This window comes from Streptomyces sp. MA5143a, from assembly GCF_900290235.1.
Lineage (GTDB): Bacteria > Actinomycetota > Actinomycetes > Streptomycetales > Streptomycetaceae > Streptomyces.
The window spans coordinates 1-22,796 of record NZ_OLMK01000036.1 but is presented as its reverse complement, the minus strand read 5'-3'; the positions used below and the strand labels follow the sequence as shown (position 1 = coordinate 22,796).

General features: G+C 70.0%; 15 protein-coding genes. 9 read left to right on the top strand and 6 right to left on the bottom strand.

From position 1 onward, the window contains the following. Positions 1–248 precede the first annotated feature (248 nt). From SMA5143A_RS17980 to SMA5143A_RS17965, 4 genes are all read right to left on the bottom strand, one after another. A complete protein-coding gene (locus SMA5143A_RS17980) occupies positions 249–1,808 on the bottom strand; it encodes a carotenoid oxygenase family protein (RefSeq protein ID WP_258193588.1) in 1,560 nt (519 codons plus the stop codon). 40 nt (positions 1,809–1,848) lie between these two features. Next, positions 1,849–3,318, bottom strand: a complete 1,470-nt coding sequence (locus SMA5143A_RS17975) for an aldehyde dehydrogenase family protein (protein ID WP_107463935.1) — start codon at positions 3,316–3,318, stop codon at positions 1,849–1,851. Next, the gene (locus SMA5143A_RS17970) at positions 3,263–3,694 is read right to left on the bottom strand and encodes a DoxX family protein (protein ID WP_107463934.1); all 432 of its coding nucleotides are present in this window, start codon (positions 3,692–3,694) and stop codon (positions 3,263–3,265) included. The genes SMA5143A_RS17975 and SMA5143A_RS17970 overlap by 56 nt, the downstream gene beginning before the upstream one ends. Before the next feature lie 204 nt (positions 3,695–3,898). Next, positions 3,899–5,527: an MFS transporter gene (locus SMA5143A_RS17965; protein WP_107463933.1), complete on the bottom strand. Its 1,629-nt coding sequence runs from the start codon at positions 5,525–5,527 to the stop codon at positions 3,899–3,901. 221 nt (positions 5,528–5,748) lie between these two features. Here SMA5143A_RS17965 and SMA5143A_RS17960 point away from each other — a divergent pair, with 221 nt between their 5' ends. The 7 genes from SMA5143A_RS17960 to SMA5143A_RS17930 all read left to right on the top strand — a co-directional run bounded on the left by SMA5143A_RS17960 (position 5,749) and on the right by SMA5143A_RS17930 (position 14,052). Continuing rightward, positions 5,749–6,243: a VOC family protein gene (locus SMA5143A_RS17960; RefSeq protein ID WP_107463932.1), complete on the top strand. Its 495-nt coding sequence runs from the start codon at positions 5,749–5,751 to the stop codon at positions 6,241–6,243. A 5-nt stretch (positions 6,244–6,248) separates the two neighbouring features. Further along, positions 6,249–7,925, top strand: coding sequence for a bifunctional 3-(3-hydroxy-phenyl)propionate/3-hydroxycinnamic acid hydroxylase (locus SMA5143A_RS17955; RefSeq protein WP_107463931.1), 1,677 nt, complete (start codon positions 6,249–6,251; stop codon positions 7,923–7,925). Next, on the top strand, positions 7,922–8,764 hold the full coding sequence (locus SMA5143A_RS17950) for a fumarylacetoacetate hydrolase family protein (RefSeq protein ID WP_107463930.1): 843 nt from the start codon (positions 7,922–7,924) through the stop codon (positions 8,762–8,764). The genes SMA5143A_RS17955 and SMA5143A_RS17950 overlap by 4 nt, the downstream gene beginning before the upstream one ends. A gap of 65 nt (positions 8,765–8,829) precedes the next feature. Further along, positions 8,830–9,615 (top strand): IclR family transcriptional regulator, encoded by a 786-nt coding sequence (locus SMA5143A_RS17945; RefSeq protein ID WP_107463929.1) that lies wholly within the window; start codon positions 8,830–8,832, stop codon positions 9,613–9,615. Between the two features lie 264 nt (positions 9,616–9,879). Then, complete coding sequence (locus tag SMA5143A_RS17940; protein WP_107463928.1) at positions 9,880–11,082, top strand: ABC transporter substrate-binding protein; 1,203 nt, start codon at positions 9,880–9,882, stop codon at positions 11,080–11,082. Positions 11,083–11,114: 32 nt separating this feature from the next. Beyond that, positions 11,115–12,932, top strand: a complete 1,818-nt coding sequence (locus tag SMA5143A_RS17935; RefSeq protein ID WP_258193587.1) for an ABC transporter permease — start codon at positions 11,115–11,117, stop codon at positions 12,930–12,932. Then, entirely contained in the window at positions 12,925–14,052 is a 1,128-nt protein-coding gene (locus SMA5143A_RS17930; protein ID WP_107463927.1) for an ABC transporter ATP-binding protein, read from the top strand. The genes SMA5143A_RS17935 and SMA5143A_RS17930 overlap by 8 nt, the downstream gene beginning before the upstream one ends. Positions 14,053–14,149: 97 nt before the next feature. On the opposite strand, the gene SMA5143A_RS44575 is transcribed toward SMA5143A_RS17930, so the two are convergent. After that, complete coding sequence (locus SMA5143A_RS44575; RefSeq protein WP_107463926.1) at positions 14,150–17,659, bottom strand: BTAD domain-containing putative transcriptional regulator; 3,510 nt, start codon at positions 17,657–17,659, stop codon at positions 14,150–14,152. A 168-nt stretch (positions 17,660–17,827) separates the two neighbouring features. Further along, complete coding sequence (locus tag SMA5143A_RS17920; RefSeq protein ID WP_181361910.1) at positions 17,828–18,811, bottom strand: Vps62-related protein; 984 nt, start codon at positions 18,809–18,811, stop codon at positions 17,828–17,830. A 543-nt stretch (positions 18,812–19,354) separates the two neighbouring features. Between SMA5143A_RS17920 and SMA5143A_RS17915 the strand changes: the two genes are divergently transcribed. Both SMA5143A_RS17915 and SMA5143A_RS17910 read left to right on the top strand, forming a co-directional pair. After that, positions 19,355–21,049 carry a TULIP family P47-like protein gene (locus SMA5143A_RS17915; protein ID WP_181361909.1) on the top strand — a complete coding sequence of 565 codons (1,695 nt, stop codon included), beginning with the start codon at positions 19,355–19,357 and terminating at the stop codon, positions 21,047–21,049. Between the two features lie 148 nt (positions 21,050–21,197). Continuing rightward, the coding region (locus SMA5143A_RS17910; RefSeq protein ID WP_146193913.1) for a TULIP family P47-like protein at positions 21,198–22,796 on the top strand (1,599 nt) is incomplete at its 3' end.

The following is a 22,796-nucleotide window of genomic DNA, read 5'->3' as shown; positions in this document are numbered from 1 at the left end:
GTCGGCTCCATCCGGCCCAGTCCAACGCGGCTCGAAGCGTGACGAACGGCCGCCTCACGTGCCGCGCATTGCAAGGGATCTCAGCAGGTCGAGTGACGTGAAACGTTGATCGCCAAGCTGAGAAGCTGTTGTCCTGCCGGACGTGATCGCTGCGTTTCCGCTGGTCGGGCAGAGGAGCGGTGAATACGTGGATGGAGTCGTGACCTGTCCATGACCCGCAGAACCCGGTCAGAACAAAGTCGCCGGCCCTACCGGCCGTTGTCGCGATGCGCCGCGATGGCCCGGTCCAGGGTGTGGTGGTCGGCCCAGCTGCCGTGGAAGCCGAAGGGCACCCGGCTGGGGAGCTTGACCCGGGCCAGGGGGGTGCGGCTCAGTTCGGCCGCGTCGTGGATGAGCAGTTCGCTGAGGTCGGTGGTGCGGTTCCACCACAGGGAGAGCAGGTAGCCGCCGTCCTCGCTGCGGGCGTTCTCGCGGGCGACGAAGACCGGCTCGCCGGGGCTGGTGAGGCCGTCGGGTCCTTCGACGACGGTGGTTGTGCCGAGGAGGTAGTCGTGGCGGGCCAGTCCGTCGGACATGGTGTCGTCGGCCAGGCCGCGGGTGGTGACGAAGTAGCCGTAGCGGTGGGGGCGGCCCGTGTACGCGTCGTTGATCTTGGGGAACTCTCCGAAGATGCCGCTGATCACCTCCTCCGTCGCCCGTCCGGTCGCCAGGTCGACGCGCCAGCGGTAAGGCTGGGCCGGGGGGAACCACTCGTGGGAGCCCACCGGCGTGCTGATGCGGTCGATGGGGGTGCCGAGCCGGCTGATGCGGTGGCCATCGATGATGAGTTGGCCGTCCTGCTCGTAGGCGTTGAAGAAGTGGGTGTTGGCCCAGTGGCCGCCGAGTTCGTGCCAGGTGAGCTCGTGAGTGTGGCGGTTCATCAGGACGATCTGCACGCCGTGTTCGAGGGAGTTCTCGTCCCAGACGACGCCGGGCCTGCTCTGGGCCACCAGGTCGAGGCGGAACTGGGCGGGCGTGACGAAGAAGATGGCGTAGGTGTCGCTGACCGCGAAGTCGTGCATGAGGACCGGCACACCGATGTCGAAGGAGTGCGAGTCCTTGATCTCGGCGGTCTTCACGTCTGCGCGGTACCAGGTGATGGTCGCTCCGACGGCGGCGAAGAAGAGCATGTCGCCGGTGTCCGGGTCGGTCTTGTAGTGGCCGGTGCACAGGACGTCGATGCCGCCGTGGAAGTCGTACGTGCCCAGGGTGCGCAGGGTCTCGGGGTCCAGCGCGTGCGGCAGTCCGCCCTCGAAGTAGACGATCAGGTGGTCGTCGAAGATGCCGGCGTTGATGTTGGCCAGGTTCTTGGCGGGCGGGGCGCCTTCGGGCAGCCGGCCCGGGGTACCGCCGTTGACGAAGCCGCTGTAGATCGCCTCCCCGGCCTCCACCTCGACCTTCATGGAGTCGGTCTCGACCCAGCGGGTGCGGTAGGCGGCCCGGCCCTCGCGCAGGTAGATGCCGCACACCATGCCGTCGCCCTCCCACCAGTGGTAGCGGTCGGTGTTGCGGGGCTGGAAGCGGGGGTTGGAGGAGACGCGGAACAGCGCGCCCGCGAGGTCGGCGGGTATCTCTCCATTCACTTCCAGGTCGTATCCCTCGCTTTCCTCCGTCCAGGGCGCGAAGGGGCCGGTGAGGAACTTGTTGTCGGTGGGCCAGTCGGCTCCGGCGTCGGAAGGGGATGCGGTCTGTCCGGCCTGGCGGGGGACGACGGTCACAGGGGTCATGGGAGTCGTGGGGGTGAGAGGGGTCATGGGGGTCGGGGACATGCGGCTCTCCGTGGATCTGTAGGGAGGCGGGACGGGGTCGTCAGAAGGGGTAGCGCGGGAGTTCGCCGCGTACGGTGACCCACTGCTGCTCGGTGAAGGCTTCGAGGTTGGCGGCCGGGCCACCGTGGCGGGATCCGGTGCCGGAGTCGCCGACGCCGCCGAAGGGGATGAGCGGCTCGTCGTTGACGGTCTGGTCGTTGATGTGCACGAGACCGGACGGCACGCGCTCCGCCAGGGCGAGGCCCTTCATGACGTCACGGGTGAGAACGCCCAAAGACAGCCCGTACTCGGTACCCGCGGCGAGTACGGCCGCCTCGTCCAAGTCCCGGAAGGGGACGACGGGCGCCACCGGCCCGAAGATCTCCTCGGCGTAGGCGGGCGCCGTGAGCGGTACGCCGGTGAGCACGGTCGGCCGGTAGAACAACCCCTCGAAACCGCCGCCCGCGGCCAGCCGGGCACCGGCCTCCACCGTCTCCGTGACGATGCGGTGGACGTTGTCGCGCTGAGCGCTGTCGATGAGCGGTCCGACGGCGACGTCCTCGGTGGCCGGGTCGCCCACCCGGAGCGCGTCGGCGTGCTGGGCGAGCAGGGCGGTGTAGTCGTCGGCGACCGACGCGTGGACGAGGTGACGGCTACTGGCCATGCAGATCTGGCCGGCGTGGACGAAAGAGCCCCAGGCACCCACCGAGGCAGCCTGCTCCAGGTCGACGTCGTCCATCACGACGAGCGCGGAGTTCCCGCCCAGTTCCAGGTGGACCCGCTTGAGGTGCCGGGCCGCGGCGATACCGATGGCCCGCCCGGCCCGAGTGGAACCCGTGAACGCGATGACAGGAACCTGCGGATGCTCCACGACGGCTGCCCCGAGGTCCGCCCCGCCGGGCAGGACATGCAGCAGACCGGCAGGCAGGCCCGCCTCTTCGAAGACACGGGCGAAGACGACACCGCCGCTGATCGCGGTTCGGGGATCCGGCTTGAGGACGACCGCGTTGCCGAGGGCGAGTGCCGGGGCCACCGCTCGCATGGCCAGGATGATCGGCACGTTGAAGGGGGCGATGACGCCGACGACCCCGACCGGGCCGCGGCGGGAGAAGGACAGCCGCTCCTGTCCGGAACGCAGGAGCTCGCCGTAGGGTGCCCCGGCGAGGGCGGCGGCCTCGTGGCACTCCTCCGCACCGCCGCTGCTGACCTGCAGGGCGGCGAACGGCCGAATCGCACCGGACTCCCGTACCAGCCAGCTCTCGATCTCCCGCTGGTGCTCCTCGAAGAGACGCGCGGCGCGGCGCAGGACAGCGGCACGGTCGGAATACGGCCGCGCGGCCCACTCCCGCTGGGCCCGCACCGCCCGCTCCACCGCCCTGTCCACGTCGGCGGGCGTGGCGGAGCCGACGCGGCCCAATGTCTTGCCGGTGGCGGGCTCGACGGCGTCGTACCCCTCGCCGGAGCCGCTGATCCACTCACCCGATCCGGAGAAGATGCGGCCTTCCCAGGTGCTGCTGTCCAAGAACGTCATGGTGTCCCGATTCGGTAGTGCGTCGTGGCGCGAAGATCATGTGTGGTGTCGCGAAGGTGGGGAGGTGTGGGCTTTCCGGCCTCCTGCGAGGCCGCTCCAGGCCGAGCCCGGGGTCGGCCGCCTGCAGGCACGGACCGGCGGCGAAGAGCATCAGGCACACCACGAGACAGAGGAAGTCGACTTCGGCTCCACCCACGCCATTCGGGCCGAGGATGCCGGTGTGCCAGACGCTCAACTTGATCCAGAACCCGGTCGTCAACATCAGTGCGGAGAGGAGAAGGGCGACCGCCCGGGTCAGGAGTCCGGCGATGAGGAAGGCCCCGGCGGCTGTCTCGAAGGTGGGTATGAGCACGCTCAGCAGCCCGGTCGCGGGCAGTCCGAGAGGCTTTCAGCACGCCGAAGTCGAAGCCCGGCGTGCCGGCGTCGCACTTGGCGAGGCCGTGCAGGATGAACAGCCAGCCGCCGCCGACGCGCAGCACCAGGAGTGCGGCCCCGTGCAACCCGTTCGTCCGGGAGGTGACATCGCGGTAGAAGTGGATCACGGTGAGACCCTCGGGGTGAGGTGGTCCGGTAAAGCGGGTCAGTGGCTGGGCAGCGCCTGGGCCGGGGCTGCCGAGTCGATGTCCTGCGGCGGGGTGGACAGGCCGACCGCCTCCCTACCGCCCGAGCCGGGCGCATTCGCGGCTGTCGTGTGCCGCAGGGCGAGTACGGCGATGAATGCGGCGAGCAGGCTGGCACCGGCGCAGAGATAGAGGCCGAGGTCGAGGCCTGCTTCCAGGGTTTCGCGGGCCAGCGGGGCAAGCGTGCGCGACAGCTCGCCGAGATCGGCGTTGGCGACCGCGATCGCGCCGCCCTCCGCGTTGACTCCCTGGGCCACGCCCACGGCCTCGGCGGGAAGCTTCGCGGCGCCGAGCTTCGCTGCGAGGGCGCTGCTCGCCGTACCGAGGGCGACGGCGCTGACGATCGCGGGACCCAGAGCCTGCCCGGTCTCGCGGACGAGGCTGGTGACCGCGCTGGCCATACCGGCGTGGCGGATGTCCACGGTGCCGACCGCGACGGCCGTCAGCGCGGAGAACATCGTGATGAAGCCCACCCCCAGCAGCAGGATCGATCCGGCCATCGCCGCCAGATCCGTGGCGTCACCCGGCAGCAGTGCCATCCAGACCTCACCGGTGGCGAGGGACAGCAGACCGCCGACGAGCAGTACCCGGGGGTGCACACGCTGAAGCAGCCTCGGCAGGACGGGTGTGAGCAGCAGCGGGATCGCCTGGATGAGGGCGAAGGGCAGGGCGGCGTTCAGTGGGGAGAGGTGGTGGACGGCCTCCAGCTTGATGCTCAGCGCGTACGCGGTGCCGATGAAGCCGAACATGGCGAGCAGTCCAATGGCGGCAGCCGCGGCGAAGGAGGGGTTCCGGAAGAGCTCCAGCCGCAGCATCGGCGTCCGCGACCTGCGCTCCGCGATGAAGAAGCCCACAAGGGCGGCCAGGGACAGCACGAAAGCAAGCACGATGTGCGGGGCGGTGTAGCCGTCGACGGCGCCCTCGATGACGGCGTAGAGCAGCGCCAGCAGGGCGACGGCGATGGTGACCTGGCCCGGCCAGTCGAGTCCGCGCCCGGCCGGCTCGCGGGAATCGGTGATCCAGCGGAGGTTGACGGCGGCGGTCACCAGGCCGAGCACCGTCAGAGGTGCGAAGGCCCAGTGCCAGTCGGTGTGCTCGGCGATGAACCCGCTGATCAGCGGCGCGATCATGGCGCCGAAAGCCAGGCTGACGGCCCAGTACGACAGGGCCCGCGCGCGGGCGGCGGGCTCCGGGGTGCCCGCGACGATCACGGCCAGCGACGAGGGGAAGATCGCCGCGGCGCCGAGTCCGGCGACGGCCTGGCCGGCGATGAGCTGGGTCAGTGTGCCCGACGTCGCGACGACCAGGGAGCCGACCGTGATCAGGAGTCCTCCGAGAACGAGCAGACGCTTGCGCCCGAAGAGGTCACCGAGGACACCGAAGTTCAGCTCCAGGATGGCCGTCGGGAGGATGAACGCGGCCGGGATCCAGGCGAGGGCGGCGGCAGACGCCCCCAGGTCCCGCTGGATCTCTCCGATGATCGGGGACGAGAGCGGGATGCCGATCTGGGCCACGCTGATGGCCAGGCAGGCGGCGATCAAGGTGCCGAGGCCCAGCGAGGGCGGGTCCTCCGCAGCGGAATGGTTCATGAGGGTGTCTCCAGTAGCGGCTTGAGCGGTTCCCGGTGGCCCGACAGAGCTCGACCGATGTCCCGCATACTCGGACGCTTGTACCGTCATACAGGACGTTGCACCCCCAGCGCTTGTCCAGTCAAGAGGTCCGACTCACCGAGATCCACCGTTGACGTCGACCCAGTCAGCGATCTAGCGTCCTATTAAACAGAACAGCAGTCCTGCAATAGGAGACACGCATGGCGATCACTGGACTCGGCCACACCGGCTTCTGGGTCGACGACCTGGAGAAGATGCGCGACTTCTACTCCCGCGTCCTGGGTCTGACCGTCACCGATGAGGACCCGGAGCAGGGCATCGTGTTCTTCTCCGCGCGTCCCGAGGAGGAGCACCACGAGTTCGTCCTCCAGCAGGGCCGCACCGCCCCTGCGGGCGCCAAGCTCACCCACCAGGTGTCGTGGCGCGTGGACTCCCTGGAGTCGATCATCGACTTCCACCGCCGGTTCCGCGCCGAGGGCATCGAGGTCCAGCAGGAAGTCACCCACGGCAACGCGATCGGCATCTACTTCTTCGACCCCGAGGGCAACCGCAACGAGGTTTACCTCCGCCTGGAGCGTGACGTGCGCCAGCCGTTCCGCAAGAGCCTGGATCTGGACCTGTCCCCCGAGGAGATCATGGCCGAGGTCGAGCGGCTGCTGACCGAGGGCGGCCCGGCCTACCAGCCGGTCCAGTAACCGCCGTGCCTACGACATCCGCGCCGCCGTCGGTCCTGGTCGTCGGCGCAGGCCCGACCGGGCTGACGGCCGCCCATCTGCTGGGCTCCAGGGGCATACGGGTGCTGCTGGTGGAACGCAACGCCACGACCAGCGACGCCGCCAAGGCGATCAGCCTCGACGACGAGTCCCTGCGCACTCTGCAGTCGGCCGGGGGCCTCGACGAGGCCGTGTACCCGATCCTGGTGCCGGGCACCGGAACGAAGTACTTCGGCATCGGCGGACGAACGCTCTTCCACGCTCGCGGCACCGGCGACCAGCGCCACGGGCATCCGTTCAAGAACCCCTTCGCCCAGCCCGACCTGGAACGCGTGCTGCGCGAACAGCTGTGCCGCTTGCCCTGCGTCGACGTACGCTTCGACACCCGGCTGACAGCCCTCGTCACCCAGAACCCCGACCGGGTGAGCGTGTCGCTGCGCACGGGCGGAGAGGACGGGCCGGTCGAGGAGTTGGACGTCTCGTACGTCCTGGGCTGCGACGGCGGCCGCAGCACCGTCCGCGACCTGCTGGACATCCCCATGCGGGGGCGCACCTTCCCTGACGTGTGGCTGGTGGCCGACACCCTCCAGGACCCGCACGACCAGCGCTACGGCATGCACCACGGCGACCCCGACCGGCCCGTCGTCATCGTCCCGGGCCGGGACGGCCGGTGCCGCTACGAGTTCCGCCTCAAGCCCGGCGAGTGCGACGCGGGCGCCCATCCCCCGTTCGCGTTGGTGCGCGAACTCCTGGAGCCCTACCGGGAGATCACCCCCGAGCAGGTCGAGCGCGCGGTCGCTTACAGCTTCCACGCGCTGCTGGCCGACCGCCTGCGCGACGGCCGCTGCTTCCTGCTCGGCGACGCGGCGCACATGATGCCGCCGTTCGCCGGCCAGGGCCTCAACTCCGGTGTCCGCGACGCCGCCAACCTCTGCTGGAAGATCGCCGAGGTCCTGGCGGGCCGGGCCGACGACGCGCTGCTCGACACCTACGACAGCGAGCGGCGCCCCCAGGCCCGGGCGGTGATCGACCTGTCAGTACGGCTCGGACGGATCGTCATGACCACCAGCCGCCCCCGTGCCCTGCTGCGGGACCTGCTGGTACGTACGGCCATGCGCACGCCGCCGGGACGGCGCTACCTCACCGAGATGCGCTACCGCCCCGACACCCGCGTACGGGCGGGAGCCGTCGTCCGTACGGAGGGTCCGGGCCGTGAGCTGGTCGGCACCATGCTGCCGCAGCCGCGGGTGCTGCGCGAGCAGGATCATCGCCTCACGCGGCTGGACGACGTCCTCGGCGCCGGGTGGAGCCTGCTCGGGATCGGCGTGACCGACGCCGACTGGTCGGCCGTAGGGCGGACGGGCATCCCGGACGCCACCGCTGTGGACGTCTTCCTGGACGACCGCGCCCCGCGTGACCGGGCCGGCCGAGTGGGGATCGCCGACGCCGACGGCCGGCTCGACGCCCTCCTCACCAGGCTGACCGGATCCTTCGTCCTCGTGCGCCCCGACCGCCTGGTGGCCGCCGTCTTCACCCCCGACCGGGCCGGGCTCGTCGGCACGGAGCTGCGGCGCTGCGCCGCCCGCCCCCTCACGGCCACCGTCCCTGCCGACGCCGACGCCGACGCCGAGATCCAACACGCCTCCCCAGGAGTACCCCGATGAGACTCAGCACCGTCCGTATCGCCGACGGCACCCAGACCGCCGCCGCCCGCCAGAAAGGCGACGAACTCGTCCTGTTGCCCTTCTCCGACGTCGGCGCACTGCTGTCCGCCGGCGACAACTGGCAAGAACGGGCGGCCTCCGCCGACGGCGAGCGCCTACCCGTGGCCGAGGCGTCACTCGCCCCGCTTGTCCCCCACCCCAACAAGATCATCTGCCTGGGCCTCAACTACGCCGGCCACATCAAGGAGATGGGCCGCCCCACCCCCGCCCACCCCACCCTCTTCGCCAAGTACGACGGCTCCCTCATCGGCGCCCATGACCACATCCACATGCCACCGGTCAGCGAAGACCTCGACTGGGAGGCCGAGCTGGCGGTCGTCATCGGACACCGCGGCCGCCACGTGCCGCGCGAGAAAGCCCTTCAGCACGTCGCCGGCTACACGGTCACCAACGACGTCACCGTCCGCGACTGGCAGCACCGCACCCGCGAGTTCCTCTCCGGTAAGACGTTCGAGGCCACCACCCCGATCGGCCCCTCCCTCGTCACCCCCGACGAACTCCCGCCCGGTGCCTCCGGCTTGGACATCTCCTGCAGCGTCGACGGCCACACCATGCAGAAGTCCAACACCGCCGACCTGCTCTTCGACGTGGCCGACACCATCACCTACATCAGCACCATCATCACGCTGCTGCCCGGCGACCTGATCCTCACCGGCACCCCGGGCGGCGTCGGCGCCGGCCGCGACCCCAAAGTCTTCCTGCGCCCCGGACAGGAACTCGTCACCACCCTGGAAGGCATCGGGGAACTGCGCAACACCGTCGTCAAGGACCAGCTGTAGACCGGGCGGGCGGGCAGCCGGGCGTGGCCTCCACCGGGCCGCGCCCACCCGCTACAGTGTCTCGCATGTCAGGAAACACGTCCCCCAGCTACCGCGACCGCAACTCCACCGCCGACCGGGCACTCGACATCCTGACCATGTTCGACGACACCCAGCTCGTCGTCTCCGGAACCGCCGTGGCCGAGCGGCTCGGCGTCGCCCGCTCCACCGCCTACCGCTACCTCCAGAGCCTGGTGGCCGGGCGCTACCTCGAAGAAGCCCCCGGCGGCGGCTTCCGGCTCGGCCTGCGCGTGCTGGAGATCGCCCGGCTGGCCCGCCGCAGCTACGGCCTCTCCGAGATCGCCGTGCCGTCGATGGAGGCGCTCGCCGAGGACGTGCACGAAACCGTGCTGCTGACCCGCCGGGCCGGGGACCTGGTGGTGTGCGTGGACCGCGCGGAGAGCACCCGCGCGGTACGCATCTCCTACGAGCGTGGCAGCGCCCTGCCGATCAACGCCGGCGCCTCCGCCCTCGTCCTGCTCGCCTGGAGCCCCGACGACGAGGCCCGCCGCCTGCTGGAGCACGCCGAACTGCGCCGCTTCACCCCGGCCACCCTCACCGACGTCGACGCTCTGGTGGAACGCCTCGCCCGCATTCGCCGCCTCGGCTACTCCGTCACCCGCGGCGAACTGGACCCCGATGTGGTGGGCCTCGCCGCGCCGATCCGGGACGAGAACAAGCAGGTGGTCGCGGCGGTGAGCGTCGCCGCCCTCGCCTCCCGGATCTACCCGGAGGCCGAGGGAGAGATCGCCCAGAAGGTCCTGTCCACGGCACGGGAGATCAGCGACCGGATGGCCGTCGTCGCCGGGTGAGAAGGCGAGTGGGGATACCCCCTGCTCGAGGAGCTTGGGGGAGCGTGCCGGGCGCCGTGGGTGCTGTGCGGGACTTTCACAACACCCCCTACGGAGGTGCTGTTCTCAGCCATTCGTGCCTGGTCAGCGATGGTGACTCGCGTCACGTACACAACGACCAATACGAGCAGTACGAGCTCTGGCCGGTGAAGGATTTACCGGCCTGACCTGGGTCCCTAACCTCCCGGCAACAGCTGCCAGCAGGCACGCGCCAGGAGGAGAACCATGGCCAGATCCAGCCACTTCGGTACCGGACACACCGCCGTCACCGGCACGGCCGTCACGTATCGGCGTCCCGTCCGGCGCCCCTTGGCGGCCGCGGTCGCGGCGACCCTCGCGCTCGGCACCCTCGGCGCCTGCGGGGGCGGGGAGAGCGACGCGCCGAAGGTCGCCGTGAACAAGATCTCCGCGGGCAAGGTGCCGGACTACTACCCGGCCGACTACGCCGACCTGGTCGAGGCGGCGGAGAAGGAGGGCGGCAAGCTCACCGTCTACTCGAACCTCGGCGACGAGAACATGGCGCCGATCGTCCGGGACTTCAAGAAGAAGTACGGCTTCATCAAGACCGTCTCCGTCAACGAGCTGGACAGCGACGAGCTGTTCCAGAAGACGCTCTCCGAGAACGCGGCCGGTTCGTCCCCGGCGGACGTGCTGATCTCCAGCGCGGCGACCGCGTGGGCGGACTTCTCGGCCCGCAAGAACACCGTGCTGGAGTACACGTCGCCGGAGCTGAAGGAGCTGGGTGACAGCGCGCAGCTGCTGCCGAGCGTGTACTCGATGTCGCAGGACCCGATGACCATCGCGTACAACACCTCGCTGATGGAGAAGCCGCCGACGACGCTGACGGACTTCGCGGACATCGTCACGGGCGACGAGGACACGTTCAAGAACAAGGTGACGGTCCGTGACCCGGAGGGCTCGTTCGGCTTCACGGTGACGCGGGCGCTCACCGAGGGCAACCCGGAGGCATGGGACGACCTGAAGCGGATCCTCCCGCTGAGCCGCCCGGAGACCTCCTCCGGCACCCAGCTGGAGAAGATCGTCTCCGGTGAGTACTCGGCCGGCTTCCTGATCAGCGCCTCCCCCGCGTACCCGGTGGTCGAGGACAGCGCCGGCCTGGTGAAGATCGTCTTCCCGAAGGACGGCACGGTCGTGCTGCCGCGCGGCATCGGCATCGCCGCCGAGGCCCCGCACCCGGCGACCTCGAAGCTCTTCCTGGACTTCGCGCTCTCCGACGAGGGTCAGCGCGCGGTCGCCGAGGGCGGTCTCGCCTCGTACCGCGAGGGCGTGAAGGGCGAGGGCCTGCACACCTACCAGGAGGTCGTCGACGCGGTCGGCGAGGACAACATCATCCACGTCAAGTACGAGCAGGTCGCCAAGGACGACGCCGCGGCCTGGCTGGATCGCTTCGACGGACTGCGCAAGTAGGCGCGGGTCAGGGACGATCGGAGTCAGAGCAGATGTCAACCCTCACCCAGCCGCCCGGGGCACCCCAGCCGCCCGGCACACCGGGGATGCCGAAAGCGCCCGGGACACCGGGCGGGGCGTCACCCGCGGAGTCGTTCGCACCGCCGCGCTACCGGCGCCCGCTCGGCGTCGGGCGGGACACGGTGGTCCAGTACGCGGTCCTGGCGTTCCTCGCCGTCCTGGTGCTGGCCCCGATCGTCCCGACCCTCTACCAGAGCATCCGCAACCGCCCGCTCTACGAGGCGGGCGGCGCCTTCACCCTCAGCGGCTACACCGACCTCTTCACCAAGGCCGGCTTCGGTGAAGTCGCCCTGAACACCCTGCTGTTCGCGTCACTCACCACGGTCCTGAGCCTCGCCATCGCCATCCCGATGGCCATCGTGGTCGTCCGGACCAAGCTGCCCGGAGGGCGGCTGGTCGCCCTCGCCATGCAGTGGCCGTTCTTCATCTCGTCGCTGATCCTGGGCTTCGGCTGGATCATCATGTACGGCCCCGCCGGGTTCGTCAGCGTCAAGGTGCAGCAGCTCCTCGGCAGTGTGCCCTGGAACCTGTACTCGATCCCCGGCATGGCGCTCACCGAGGCCGTGGCGCTCGCGCCGATCGCGTACGTGTTCTGCGCCAACGCGCTGCGCCAGTCGGACGCGTCGCTCGAATCGGCGGCCCAGGTGTGCGGGGCGGGCCCCTTCCGGATCCTCGCCCAGGTGATCGTGCCGCTGCTGCGGCCCCCGGTCGTCTACAGCGCGATCCTCGTCTTCTCCGTCTCCATCGAGACGCTGAGCGTGCCGCTGCTGTACGGGCAGCCCGTCGACATCGACGTGTTCTCGACGTTCCTGTACCACAACGGACTTCAGTCGGTGGATCCCGACTACACGATGCTGGGCGCCGCCTCCACGGTCATCCTCGTCGTCACCCTGAGCCTGGTCGCCGTGCAGGCGAAGCTGCTGAAGGACGCGGCCCGGTTCGTCTCCGTACGCGGCAAGGTCACCCGCCCGCGCAAGCTGGACCTGGGCTGGCTGAAGTGGGTGAGCATCGCGTTCATCTGGCTGTACGTCGTCGTCGGCGCCCTGATCCCGATCGCGGGCCTGGTGATGCGGTCCTTCACCCTGGTCTTCACACCGCTCCAGTCGCCGCTGCGGACGGTGACGACGAAGAACTACGAGCTGGTCCTCGACTCCGACAACTATGTGCAGTCGCTGTGGAACAGCCTGATCGTGGCCGGTGTCGGCTCGGTGGTCGTGTCCGCGCTCGCCGTGTGCGCGGTGATGGTGGCCCGGCGCTCCACGTTCCGCTTCGGCCGTGCGGTGGAGTACCTGGCGCTCATCCCGCAGTCGCTGCCCGGCATCATCATCGGTATCGGCTTCTTCTGGGCGTTCGCGCTCGCCCCGTTCGGCATGGGGTCCGTCCTCCAGGGCACGGTCTACGCCGTCATCATCGCCTTCGGCATGCGGGCCCTGCCCAGCGCGTTCGGGTCGGTCGCCCCCGCGATCATGCAGATCGGCGGGGAGCTGGACAACGCGGCCCGCGTCTCGGGCGCCGACTGGCTGATGACGTTCTTCCGGGTCCTGCGGGCGTTGATCACCCCGGCGTTCGCCGGAGCCCTCGTGCTCACCTTCGTGATCATGCTCAAGGAGTACTCCCCGGCCGTCTTCCTCAGCTCGGCCGACAACAACATCCTCGGCACCACCATGCTCAGCCTGTGGACGCAGGGCAGGGCCGGGTCCGTCGCCGCGCTGGCGACCCTCCAGATCGGCATCACCGCTGTCTTCGTCGCCCTGGCGGGACTGCTTATGAAGGGAAAGCACCATGCCTGAGGTGACCGTCAAGAACCTGGCGAAGACGTTCGGCGACAACTCCGTCCTGCGTGACGTCACCTTCACCATCAGGGACGGCGAGTTCTTCACGCTGCTCGGCGCGAGCGGCTGCGGCAAGTCCACGACGCTGAACTGCATCGCGGGTCTGGAGCAGCCGACGCAGGGCTCGATCGCGGTGGGCGGCAGGACCTTCGTGGACGCGTCGGCCGGTGTCTTCCTCCCGCCCGAGGAGCGCAACCTCGGCATGGTCTTCCAGTCGTACGCGCTGTGGCCGCACATGACCATCGCGAAGAACCTCGCGCTGCCGCTGAACATCCGCAAGGTGCCCAAGGACAGGCAGAAGACCCTCATCCACGACGCGCTGGACAAGGTGGGGCTGGCCGCGCTGGCGGGCCGCTACCCGCACCAGCTCTCCGGCGGTCAGCAGCAACGGGTCGCGCTGGCACGGGCGTTGGTGTACTCGCCGACGGTCCTGCTCCTCGACGAGCCGCTGTCCAACCTGGACGCGAAGCTGCGCGAGCAGGCCCGCGCCTGGCTGAAGCGGCTCCAGGAGGAACTGGGCATCACGACGGTGTACGTGACGCACGACCAGGACGAGGCCCTCGCGCTGAGCGACCGAATCGCCGTGATGGAGGGCGGCAACATGATCCAGGTCGGCACGCCGCACGAGATCTACGAGCAGCCCGCCGCCCCGGCGGTGGCGGCCTTCGTCGGCCGCTGCAACTTCCTCACCGGCAAGGTGGTCGGACTGGACGGCACCCGGCACGGCGTACGCCTCGACGCGAGCGGCGAGGTGGTGCGGGTCGACAGCGAACGCCGGGTCGGGGTCGGCGAGTCGGTCACGGTGGCGGTCCGCCCCGAGCGCCTGGAGGTGGTGGCGTCCGCCGAGCCCCCGGCGGGCGTCAACCGCCTCACCACCGAGGTCATCACCAGCTCCTACGTCGGCTCCCGCTACGAGTACGACGTCCGCCTCGGCGACCAGGTGGTCCAGGTGCTGAGCGGCAACGGGGGCCTGGCGGGCGAGGTGGCGCTGGTCTTCGAGCCGGGGCAGGCGCTGCTGTACGCGGATCGGGTGGAACTGCCGGAGGATCAGCGGGACCTGCTGACCGTCGCGTCATGACGGTCGGGTAAGGCCGGCTTCTGAAGCCGTCTCCCCTCCCCCAGGGAGGAGAGGCGGCGGTGAGCCGGAAAGCCCCCTCCCCGGCGGGGCGGCCCGGTCAGTGCCGCTGAACCGGGATGCCGAGGGCCCGGAAGATCTCGCCGGCCTCCTGACGGTACGGGGCCGGGTCCTCCTCCCCGGTCGCGGCGACGGCGCGGCCGAGGATGTCGAGGGCCTCGGCCTGGGCCTTGCGGTGGCCGGTGCCACGGTGCACCGCCAAGGCCTCGCGGGCGTGGGCGGCGGCGGTGGCCGCCTCGCCGTGCCGCAGTTCGGCACCGGCCAGGGCGGTCAGGGCCTCCGCCTCCACCAGCAGGTGTTCCGTGCCGCGGGCGATGTCCAGCGCGCGGCAGACCTGTTCCCGGTCGGGCGGGTCCGTCACGGCGGCCAGGCCGAGCAGGGCGCGGGCCCGCAGTTCGTCCGCGCCACGTTCCTCGGCCAACTTGAGCGCTTCCCGGTAGACGACCTCCGCCTCGTCGGGGCGGTCGAGGGCGAGCAGGACGCTGCCGAGGGCGATGCGGGCGTCCGCGCGGTAGTACTCCTCGCCGTCCTCGTCGAAGAGACGCGTGGCGGTCGTCGCCATGTCCAGGGCGGTGGTGAGGTCACCGGTGTCGCGGTGGACGGAGGACTGGAAGCGCAGCACGTACGCCTCGCTGCCCTGTTCGCCGCTCTCCCGGACCATCGTCAGGGCGGTCGCCAGGTGGTGCGTCGCCCGCGCGGGCTCCCCGAGGAGGTACAGGGTGCGTCCCAGGTTGGCGTGGGTCAGGATCCGGTTGTGCTGGGAGTCGAGGTTGCGCGGAGCACGCTCGGCCCACCGCAGACGGTCCAGCGACTCGGTCAGCCGGCCCAGATCGCGCAGCGTGATCCCGAGCGTGAGCAGGACGACCGGGTGGCCGTCCGGCATGCCGTTGCGCCGGTCGATCTCCGTGGCCTTCTCCAGGTACTCCGCACCGCGTGTCAGCCGGCCGACGAGCCAGTTCACACTGGCGAGGTTGGTGAGCGCCACAGCCGTACCCTCCGGCCAGCCGCCCACCTCGGAGAGGGCGAGCGTCTGCTCGAAGTGGGGGATGGCCGCATAGGGGAGGCTCTGGTGGAGTTCCGTGGCGCCGAGCAGGTTGTGCATGGCGGCCTGGGCAACGGGCTCGTCTGCGGCACGGGCGGCGTCCAGGGCGGCCCGGCCGAGTGCCGCCCAGTCCACGGCGGTCTTGCGGGTCCAGGAGTGGCCGCGCAGAGCGTCGGCGAGCCGCCAGGAGGCGGGGTGGCGCTCGGCGGCGGCCTGCTGGACGGCGGCGGCGAGGTTGGGCAGTTCGTCGTCGAGCCAGCGGATCGCCGCGGCGGCGTCGGGGATGCGGGGCGGGGGCACGGCGTCAGCGCGGCCGCCGTCGCCGTCGCCGTCGGTGCCGGTGGGAGGCAGGGGTGGCTGGCCGGGGTACAGCAGCCGGGCGCAGTGGCCCGTCGCCGTCAGGAGCCAGGTGTACAGGGCCTCGGAGGCCGCGCGGCGGTCGGCGGCGGTCTCCTCCAGACGCAACCGCTCGGCCGCGTACAGCGCGACCAGGTCGTGGCGGCGGTACCGGCCCGCCCGGTGTTCCCGCAGCATATGGGCGGCGGTGAGCCGTTCCAGCAGCGCGGCGGCCTCCGCGGGGGCGACGCCCGCGACGACCGCGGCGGCGTCGAGACCCGTCTCCGGGCCGGGCACCAGGGCGAGCAGCCGGAACATCCGCCGGGCCGGGGCGTCGAGGGCGTGGTACGAGAGATCGAAGGCGCTCCGTACGGCGGTGGTCGCGTCACCGGTCACGGCCAGCGCGGACAGCCGGTCGCCGTCACGCAGTTCGGCGGCCTGCTCCTCCAGCGTGCGCCAGGGGGTGTGGTCGAGGTTGGCGGCGGCGATCCGCAGCGCCAGGGGAAGGTGCCCGCAGGCATGGGCGAGCTCGGCAGCCGCCCGGGGGTCGGCGTCCACACGCTCCGCGCCGAGGGTGCGATGCAGCAGGAGCCGTGATTCGGCGGGGCTGAGCACATCCACCCCGATCCGCCGGGCGCCGTCGCGGGCCGCCAGCCCGGCCAACCGGTCACGGCTGGTGACCAGCACCAGACAGCCGGGGCCGCCGGGCAGCAGCGGCCGGACCTGCTCCGCGTCCACGGCGTTGTCCAGCACGACCAGCAGCCGCCGCTTGGCGGCCAGCGTCCGGTACAGGTCGGCGGCGGTCTCCGGCGTCCCCGGAACGGCCTCCGCGGCCACACCCAGCGCCAGCAGGAACCGGGTCAGCGCCTCCACCGGGCGCACCGGGCCCTCCGGCGAGTGGCCGCGCAGGTCCACGAAGAGCTGGCCGTCGGGGAAGCGGTCGCGCACCCGGTGCGCCCAGTGCACGGCGAGAGCGGTCTTGCCCGCTCCCCCGGCACCGGTCAGCGCACAGACCCCGCTCCCCCCGGCGGGACCCTCCCCGGCAGCGGGCAGCAGGGCGTCCAGCCGGGCCAGGTGATCGGCACGTCCGGTGAAGTACGCGGCGTCGTAGGGCAGGAGCGCGGGGACGACCTGCGGGGTGGAGGGTGCCGGTGCCGGGGACACGGTCGTACGGGCGGTGGCGGGTGGTGGGAGGTCCCCGCGCAGGACCCGCAGATGGGCGTCGGTCAGCTCGGGACCGGGACGGACGCCGAGCTGGTCGTCGAGGCGGTCGCGCAGGGCCGTGTACAGGCTCAGGGCGGCTGCCTGTTCGCCCGAGGCCGCGAGCGCCAGCATCAGCCGGGCGTGCACCCCTTCGTGCAGGGGCTCCAGATCGGCCGTCCTACGCAGTTCGTGGACGGCGTTGTCCGTCGTGCCCCGGGCCAGGGCGCTGTCGGCGTACGCCTGGAGCACCGTCAGCCGCAGCCGGGTGAGGGTGACGGCCGAGGGGTGCTCGCGCAGCCGGGACGGCATGTCCTGGAGGACGGCGCCGCGCCACAGCCGCAGCGCCGACTCGGCCTGGGCGTACGCCTCATTCGCGTCCTCGGGAAGGGAGGCCAGGGTGGTGAACCGGGCCGCGTCCGACTCATGTCCGCCCCCGGCCAGATCCAGCAGATAGCCGGCGCGGGTGCGCAGCAGTACGCCGCCGGACGGCTCTCCGGGGCGGGCCGCGGGTGCGAGCAGGCGGCGCAGCCGGGTCACGTAGGTGTGGATCATGTTCAGGGAGCTGGCGGGTGGGTGGTCCTCCCACAGGATGTCGACGATCTCCTCCAGGGACACGGGCGTGTTGGGGTGGAGGGCGAGCAGGGCCAGCAGGCTGCTCTGCTTCGTCGCGCCGGGCTGGGTCCGCCGTCCCGCCACGTGGAGGGTGAGCGGGCCGAGGATGTCGAGCCGGAGCCGTGGTGCTCGGCCGGGCTCGGCCTCGGGTCGGGGTTCCGGTTCGGTGTCCAGCCCCAGTACCGCTTTCAGCCGGAGCACCGAGGGGTTGTCCGGCGACGGGATCCGGCCGTGCTCGATCTCGCGGATACCGCGGACACTGACTCCGGCACGTTGGGCGAGTTGGGACTGGCTCAGCCCCAGCCCTGTCCGTCGGCCACGGATCCAGGCCCCGAACTGCTCAGGCGTACGCCCCAACGTGTCTCGATTCTCCGTCGCCGGAACTGCGGCGTCGGCCTCACCTGGTCATGATCTGCTGATGCGAGGGCATCACAGTACGTGACCGGATCGTGGCCTGGAGAGATCATTGTCCGCCAACAGGCGGCCGGAAAAGATCGGCCCACGGGGCGCGCGGGCCGCCCTCCTTCACTCGGCGACCGATCCGCCCGAACGGTCGGGCGCGTTGTCCAGGGGCTGCGTCCGCGGCCCGAACACCTCCTTGAGGTTCGGGCCCTCGGGGCCGGCGTTCAGCATGCACTCCCCGCTGACGGCTTCGACCACGGCGCAGCCGGACTTCGGATTGCCCCACCGGCCGGTGTAGTTCAGCCAGGACAGATCGCCGGTGTAGCTGCCCGCGGGCTGCCAGGAGAACACCTTGAGGGCCTTGCGGGTGTCCCAGAGCGGGCCGTTGCTCGTCCGGTCCACGAGGCTGTGGCCATTGGGGAGACGCAGGTAGGTGTGGTCTCCGGGGGCGGGGTACAGGCCGTGGGATCCCCAGGCCGCGTAGACCAGCGGCTGGGTGCCGTCCACGGCGATCTCCCTGCCGTAGGCGACGGTCTGCCCGCTGTTGTGCTGGCTCATGGAGACCTGGTGCGGCTCGTTGTCGACGAGGCGCAGGGTGACGTGCTCCCAGTCGCCGACGTGATGGCCGAACGTGGAGTAGAGGCCCCCCAGGCACCTGTTCGCGATGAACACGGTCATGCACACGCGCTTGCCGCGGTTGTAGGGATAGAACATCCAGTAGTTGATGTCGGTGATGTCGGTCGCGCTGCCGTTGTCGGTGCGGTGGACGATTTCGGCGTAGGCGGGCACCTGGTCGAGGGTCGCCCTGTCGGGCCATCCGCTGAGGAACGCCGGCTCGGTGCAGGAGTCGCAGCCCAGCGGTTGGTTGCTCACGCGGAACTGCCGGTTCGGGTTGTCGCCCTCACGATGCGTCTCGACATGGGTGTTGCTCAGGAAACTCTCGACGTCGGACGGGAAGTACTCCTCGTCGCGTTCGAGGCGGACCAACGGAGCGTACCGGCGCGCGAGTTCGGCATCCTGCGCCGACAGTGACGCGGCCGAGGCCGTGCCGCCCTGCGCGGCGGCCGGACGGGCGGCCAGGACCGGAAGGAGAGCGACGGCAGACACCGTCGCGATCAGTCCGGCTCCCCATCTTCGGATCGAGAACGACCGACCACTGGGTAAAGAGAACATGCGCGGGTCCCCTCATGCGGAGTTCGGAAGTCAGCGCCTCACACCCTAGGAACCGCCGGGGAAGAAACCCTGGAGTGGTTCCATGTCCGCCGATTCAGTCCGCTGATCTTCCCGACCTGCGCAAAGACTCCTCGTCGGGCTCCGGGAACACGACGACCCGGCAAGAACCGGCAGCAGTACGCGCCGACCGGCACACGACCGGCAGCACGGTGACTCCGCAAGTCCGCACCGGCACCGAAGTGTTACGCCTTTCCGCAGGTCGGAGCGGGTTGAGCCAGGCGGAACGGACCCGGGTCGGCGATCCAGAAACGGTACAGAGTTTCGTTGCGCCTCTGTCCCTACAGTCAGGCCATCGGGCCGGAAGGCGCTCCGGTGACCATGCGGAGCGTGGCCGCACCGCGAGCGGAGGCCCGGCACTCCCGTACACGGCCTGCCGCCTGCCGGACGCATGCCCGGCGTTCTCTGAAAGGGCACAGAATGGACCGTTCTCCGCTCACCCGACGCGGCGCGCTGACAGCCGCCATGGCCAGCACCGCCGCACTCGCCGTCCCGGTGACGGCTCACGCGAGCACCTCGAAGGCCGGTGCCGCAACAGGCGGTCAGCCCATGCCGGACATCCCGAAGGGCAAGGTTCTCCGGGTCGCCCTGGTGGACTCCGAGCATGCCCACCGGCCGCTGGGGTCCACGAGAGAAGTCCGGCTGACGGACGACAAAGCGATTCCCAACGAGACCATGGGCTGGGACACGGTCTCCGCCGTCAGGCTGACGGATGTGAACCGGGCCATTCTCAACAACGCCACCACGCCCAAGGAGTGGAGCGCCAAGATCCCGGGCTCGACCTTCAGCTCTCCGGTCGAGGCGTCCGGAGGGTTCGACGCCTGGCGCCTGACGCCCGGCGGCACCGGCGGCAACGTCCTCATGAAGATCCCGTTCCACGCCACCCTGGTCGTGAACCCGGGCAAGGACCAGGCCGTCTACGACATCCAGGGCGGTAGCGCGAACGTCGAGGTCTACCTGGAGTACCACACCTCCTCGAAGGACGGCAACGTGAAGGAGCTGAAGCTCCAGTCGTCGCCCGGCGACAGCGGCAAGGAGGACCAGGACGGCGACGACGCGAAGCCGCTCGCGATGATCACCCATCTGGATTTCGAGAAGCCGGGCATCAAGAACCCCGACGAGAAGGCCGCGGTGGTCCGGAGCCTGACTGCCCTGCTCGGACAGTGGCTCAACGCCAGGGACTCCGGCGACATGTCGAACCTCGGCAGGTTCGACCACGTGTTCGCCACCATCGATCTGAACACAGCCGAGGCGCAGGGCGAGCTCAGCTGGCTCACTCCCACGACCCGGGAGTACGCCTACATCAACGGCAAGGACGCCAACTCCTCCTACCTCGGCGTGCTCTGCATGACCGAGAACCGCGACCCCGGCATGGCGGCACAGGAACTCGCGCCGGGTGCCATCATCCCCGGAGCGGAGGCCACGTTCACCATCTCCATCGACCGTGTGCTCAACAAGATGATCATGCCGGCGGTGCAACACAGTTTCCCTGACGGCACTTTCGTCCTCACGGCGGGAGAGATCGTGTCCAAGGGGGAGTTCTCGCTCGACACCGTCGAGGCGGGTGGCCTCAAGTACCACCCGAAGGTGACGTCCTTCCATTTCTCCGTCATCGGGCAGACACTCCAAGTGGAGATGGACGTACACATCCCCATCTCGCCGGGGATCGACGGCTACGCCACCATGAAGTACCGCGTACAGCCGACGATGTCGCACAACAACAAGGGCGAGCCCAACCTGGCGTACGAAGTCGTTGAAGAATCCTCCCAGCACTGGCACACGGTCGCGGACTGGCTCGAGGGAGTGGAGATCGCGGTGGACATCATCGTCCTCGTGCTGGCCTCCGTTGCCGGCGCCCTGGCCGCCAAGGGTGCGAGCCTGATCGTGAAGGTCGTCATCGCGACCGCCGTGGCTCTCGTCGCCACTCTCCCGGCGATATTCGAACAGATCCCGCTGTTCAACGCCGACAAGGCGCTCGGCGACCTGCCCGGCATCCTGGCGATGGTGAACGCGGTGACGGCTCCCATCACATGGGCCGACGCCAAGACCTTCAACCCCAAGGCAGCCATGATCAACGGTGGTCTGCAGGTCGGCGGAGACTGTTTCAGCCAGTAGCCACACCGGGGCCTCGCACCTCGTCCTGTACGTCCCGCACCCCGCCCGTACGCCTCGCACCCGTCCCAGGTGGCGGGCCGGACCCTGGCGCGCCCGCGCGCGAACGCGCCACCCACCGCCCCGCTCCCGCCCCGGAAAGGGATCTCCGATGGATCACTCCGCTCTCTCCCGTCGCGGCGCGCTGAGCGCCGTCTTCGGCTCCGCCGCCGCTCTCGGCGTCCCCGCGACCGCCCGTGCCGCCACCCCGCCGGAGGGGGCGGCCGCCGCCCCCTCCCTGCTGCCGGCCATTCCCGGCGGCAAGCATCTTCACCTGTCCTACGTGGACGCCGACTCGGCGCACAAGCTGAAGACCACCCGGCTGCTGGGGGACACCCCGCCCTCGACGGACGACTTCACCACCCTCGGCTGGGACACCATCTCCGCCGTCGCGCTGACGGACGTCAACAACGCCATCGCCAAGTACGGCACCTCGCCCCACGCGTGGGACGGCACTGTCCGCAGAACGAAGTTCAGTCCCGAGGTCGCCCTCTCCGGACAGTTCGAGCCATGGACCCTCACCACCGGGGGAACCGGCAGCAAAGTCATCATGAAGATCCCGTTCAGCGCCGAGGTGGTGATCGTCGACGGCGAGGACAAGACGGACTACGTCGTCAAGGGAGGAACCGCCGGGGTCGAGGTCGACCTCGCGTTCGACCCCGCACAGCAGCTGAGGGTGGACACCCTCCCGGACGACGGAAAGCTGGCCCTGGTCACCGACGTGGCGTTCGCTCAGCCGGCCGCCGGGGACATGCCGGACGAAGACCGGGAATGGCTGAACAAGACTCTCAAGTACCTGCTCGAACAATGGCTCAACGCCCCGGCCAACCTGGGCCAGTTCCAGCACGTCTTCACCGCCGTCGACCTCAACTCGGCTGAGGCGATGGGCGACCTGGCCTGGCTCGTCCCCACCCACACCAGCTACGCCTACATCAACGGCACGAACGAGGACGACTCCTACCTCGGCGTGCTGTGCATGACCGAGAACCGCGACCCCGGCAACGCACCACAGGAACTCGCGCCGGGTGCCATGCTGGGCGACCAGCAGAAATGGTCCGGATTCACCGTCTCGAAGGACCGTTTCATGCACAAGATGGTGCTGCCGGGGCTCCAGCACCACTTCCCGGACGCAAAACTCACCGTCAAGAACGGAGTGTTCACCGCGGCATCGGAGTTCCGCATGGCCGAGATCGACGTCGACGGCGACAGCTACCAGCCGGTGGCGACCCTGTTCTCGGTCTCCGTGGACTACGACAGGATCACCACGCACATGCAGCTCCACATCCCCGTGAACAGCCACATCGACGGCTACGCCAAGATCGAGTACGCCATACAGCCGACGCTCGGCCAGAACTCCAAGGGCCAGGCGTGTGTGACGTACAGGGTGGTTCAGCAGGACCTCAGTCAATGGACGACGACCGACGGCATCTTCGGCGACTTCGAACTCTGGCTCGGGAAGATCGCCGACGGGCTCGGCGGCATGCTGCGCAGTGTGGTGGGTGACATCGGGCTCAAGGTGCTGGGCAGCATCCTCTTCGGCGGCGTGTTCGCCCTCATGGACGGGCTGGAAGGGATGGACGTCAACAAGGCCCTCGACCACCTGCCCACCGCCGACTCGTTCGCGCAGGACGCGACGCTCCCGATCGCATGGACCAACGCCGATGTGCTCAAGCCCGCGCAGGTGCGGCTGCACAACGGAGCCTTCCAGCTC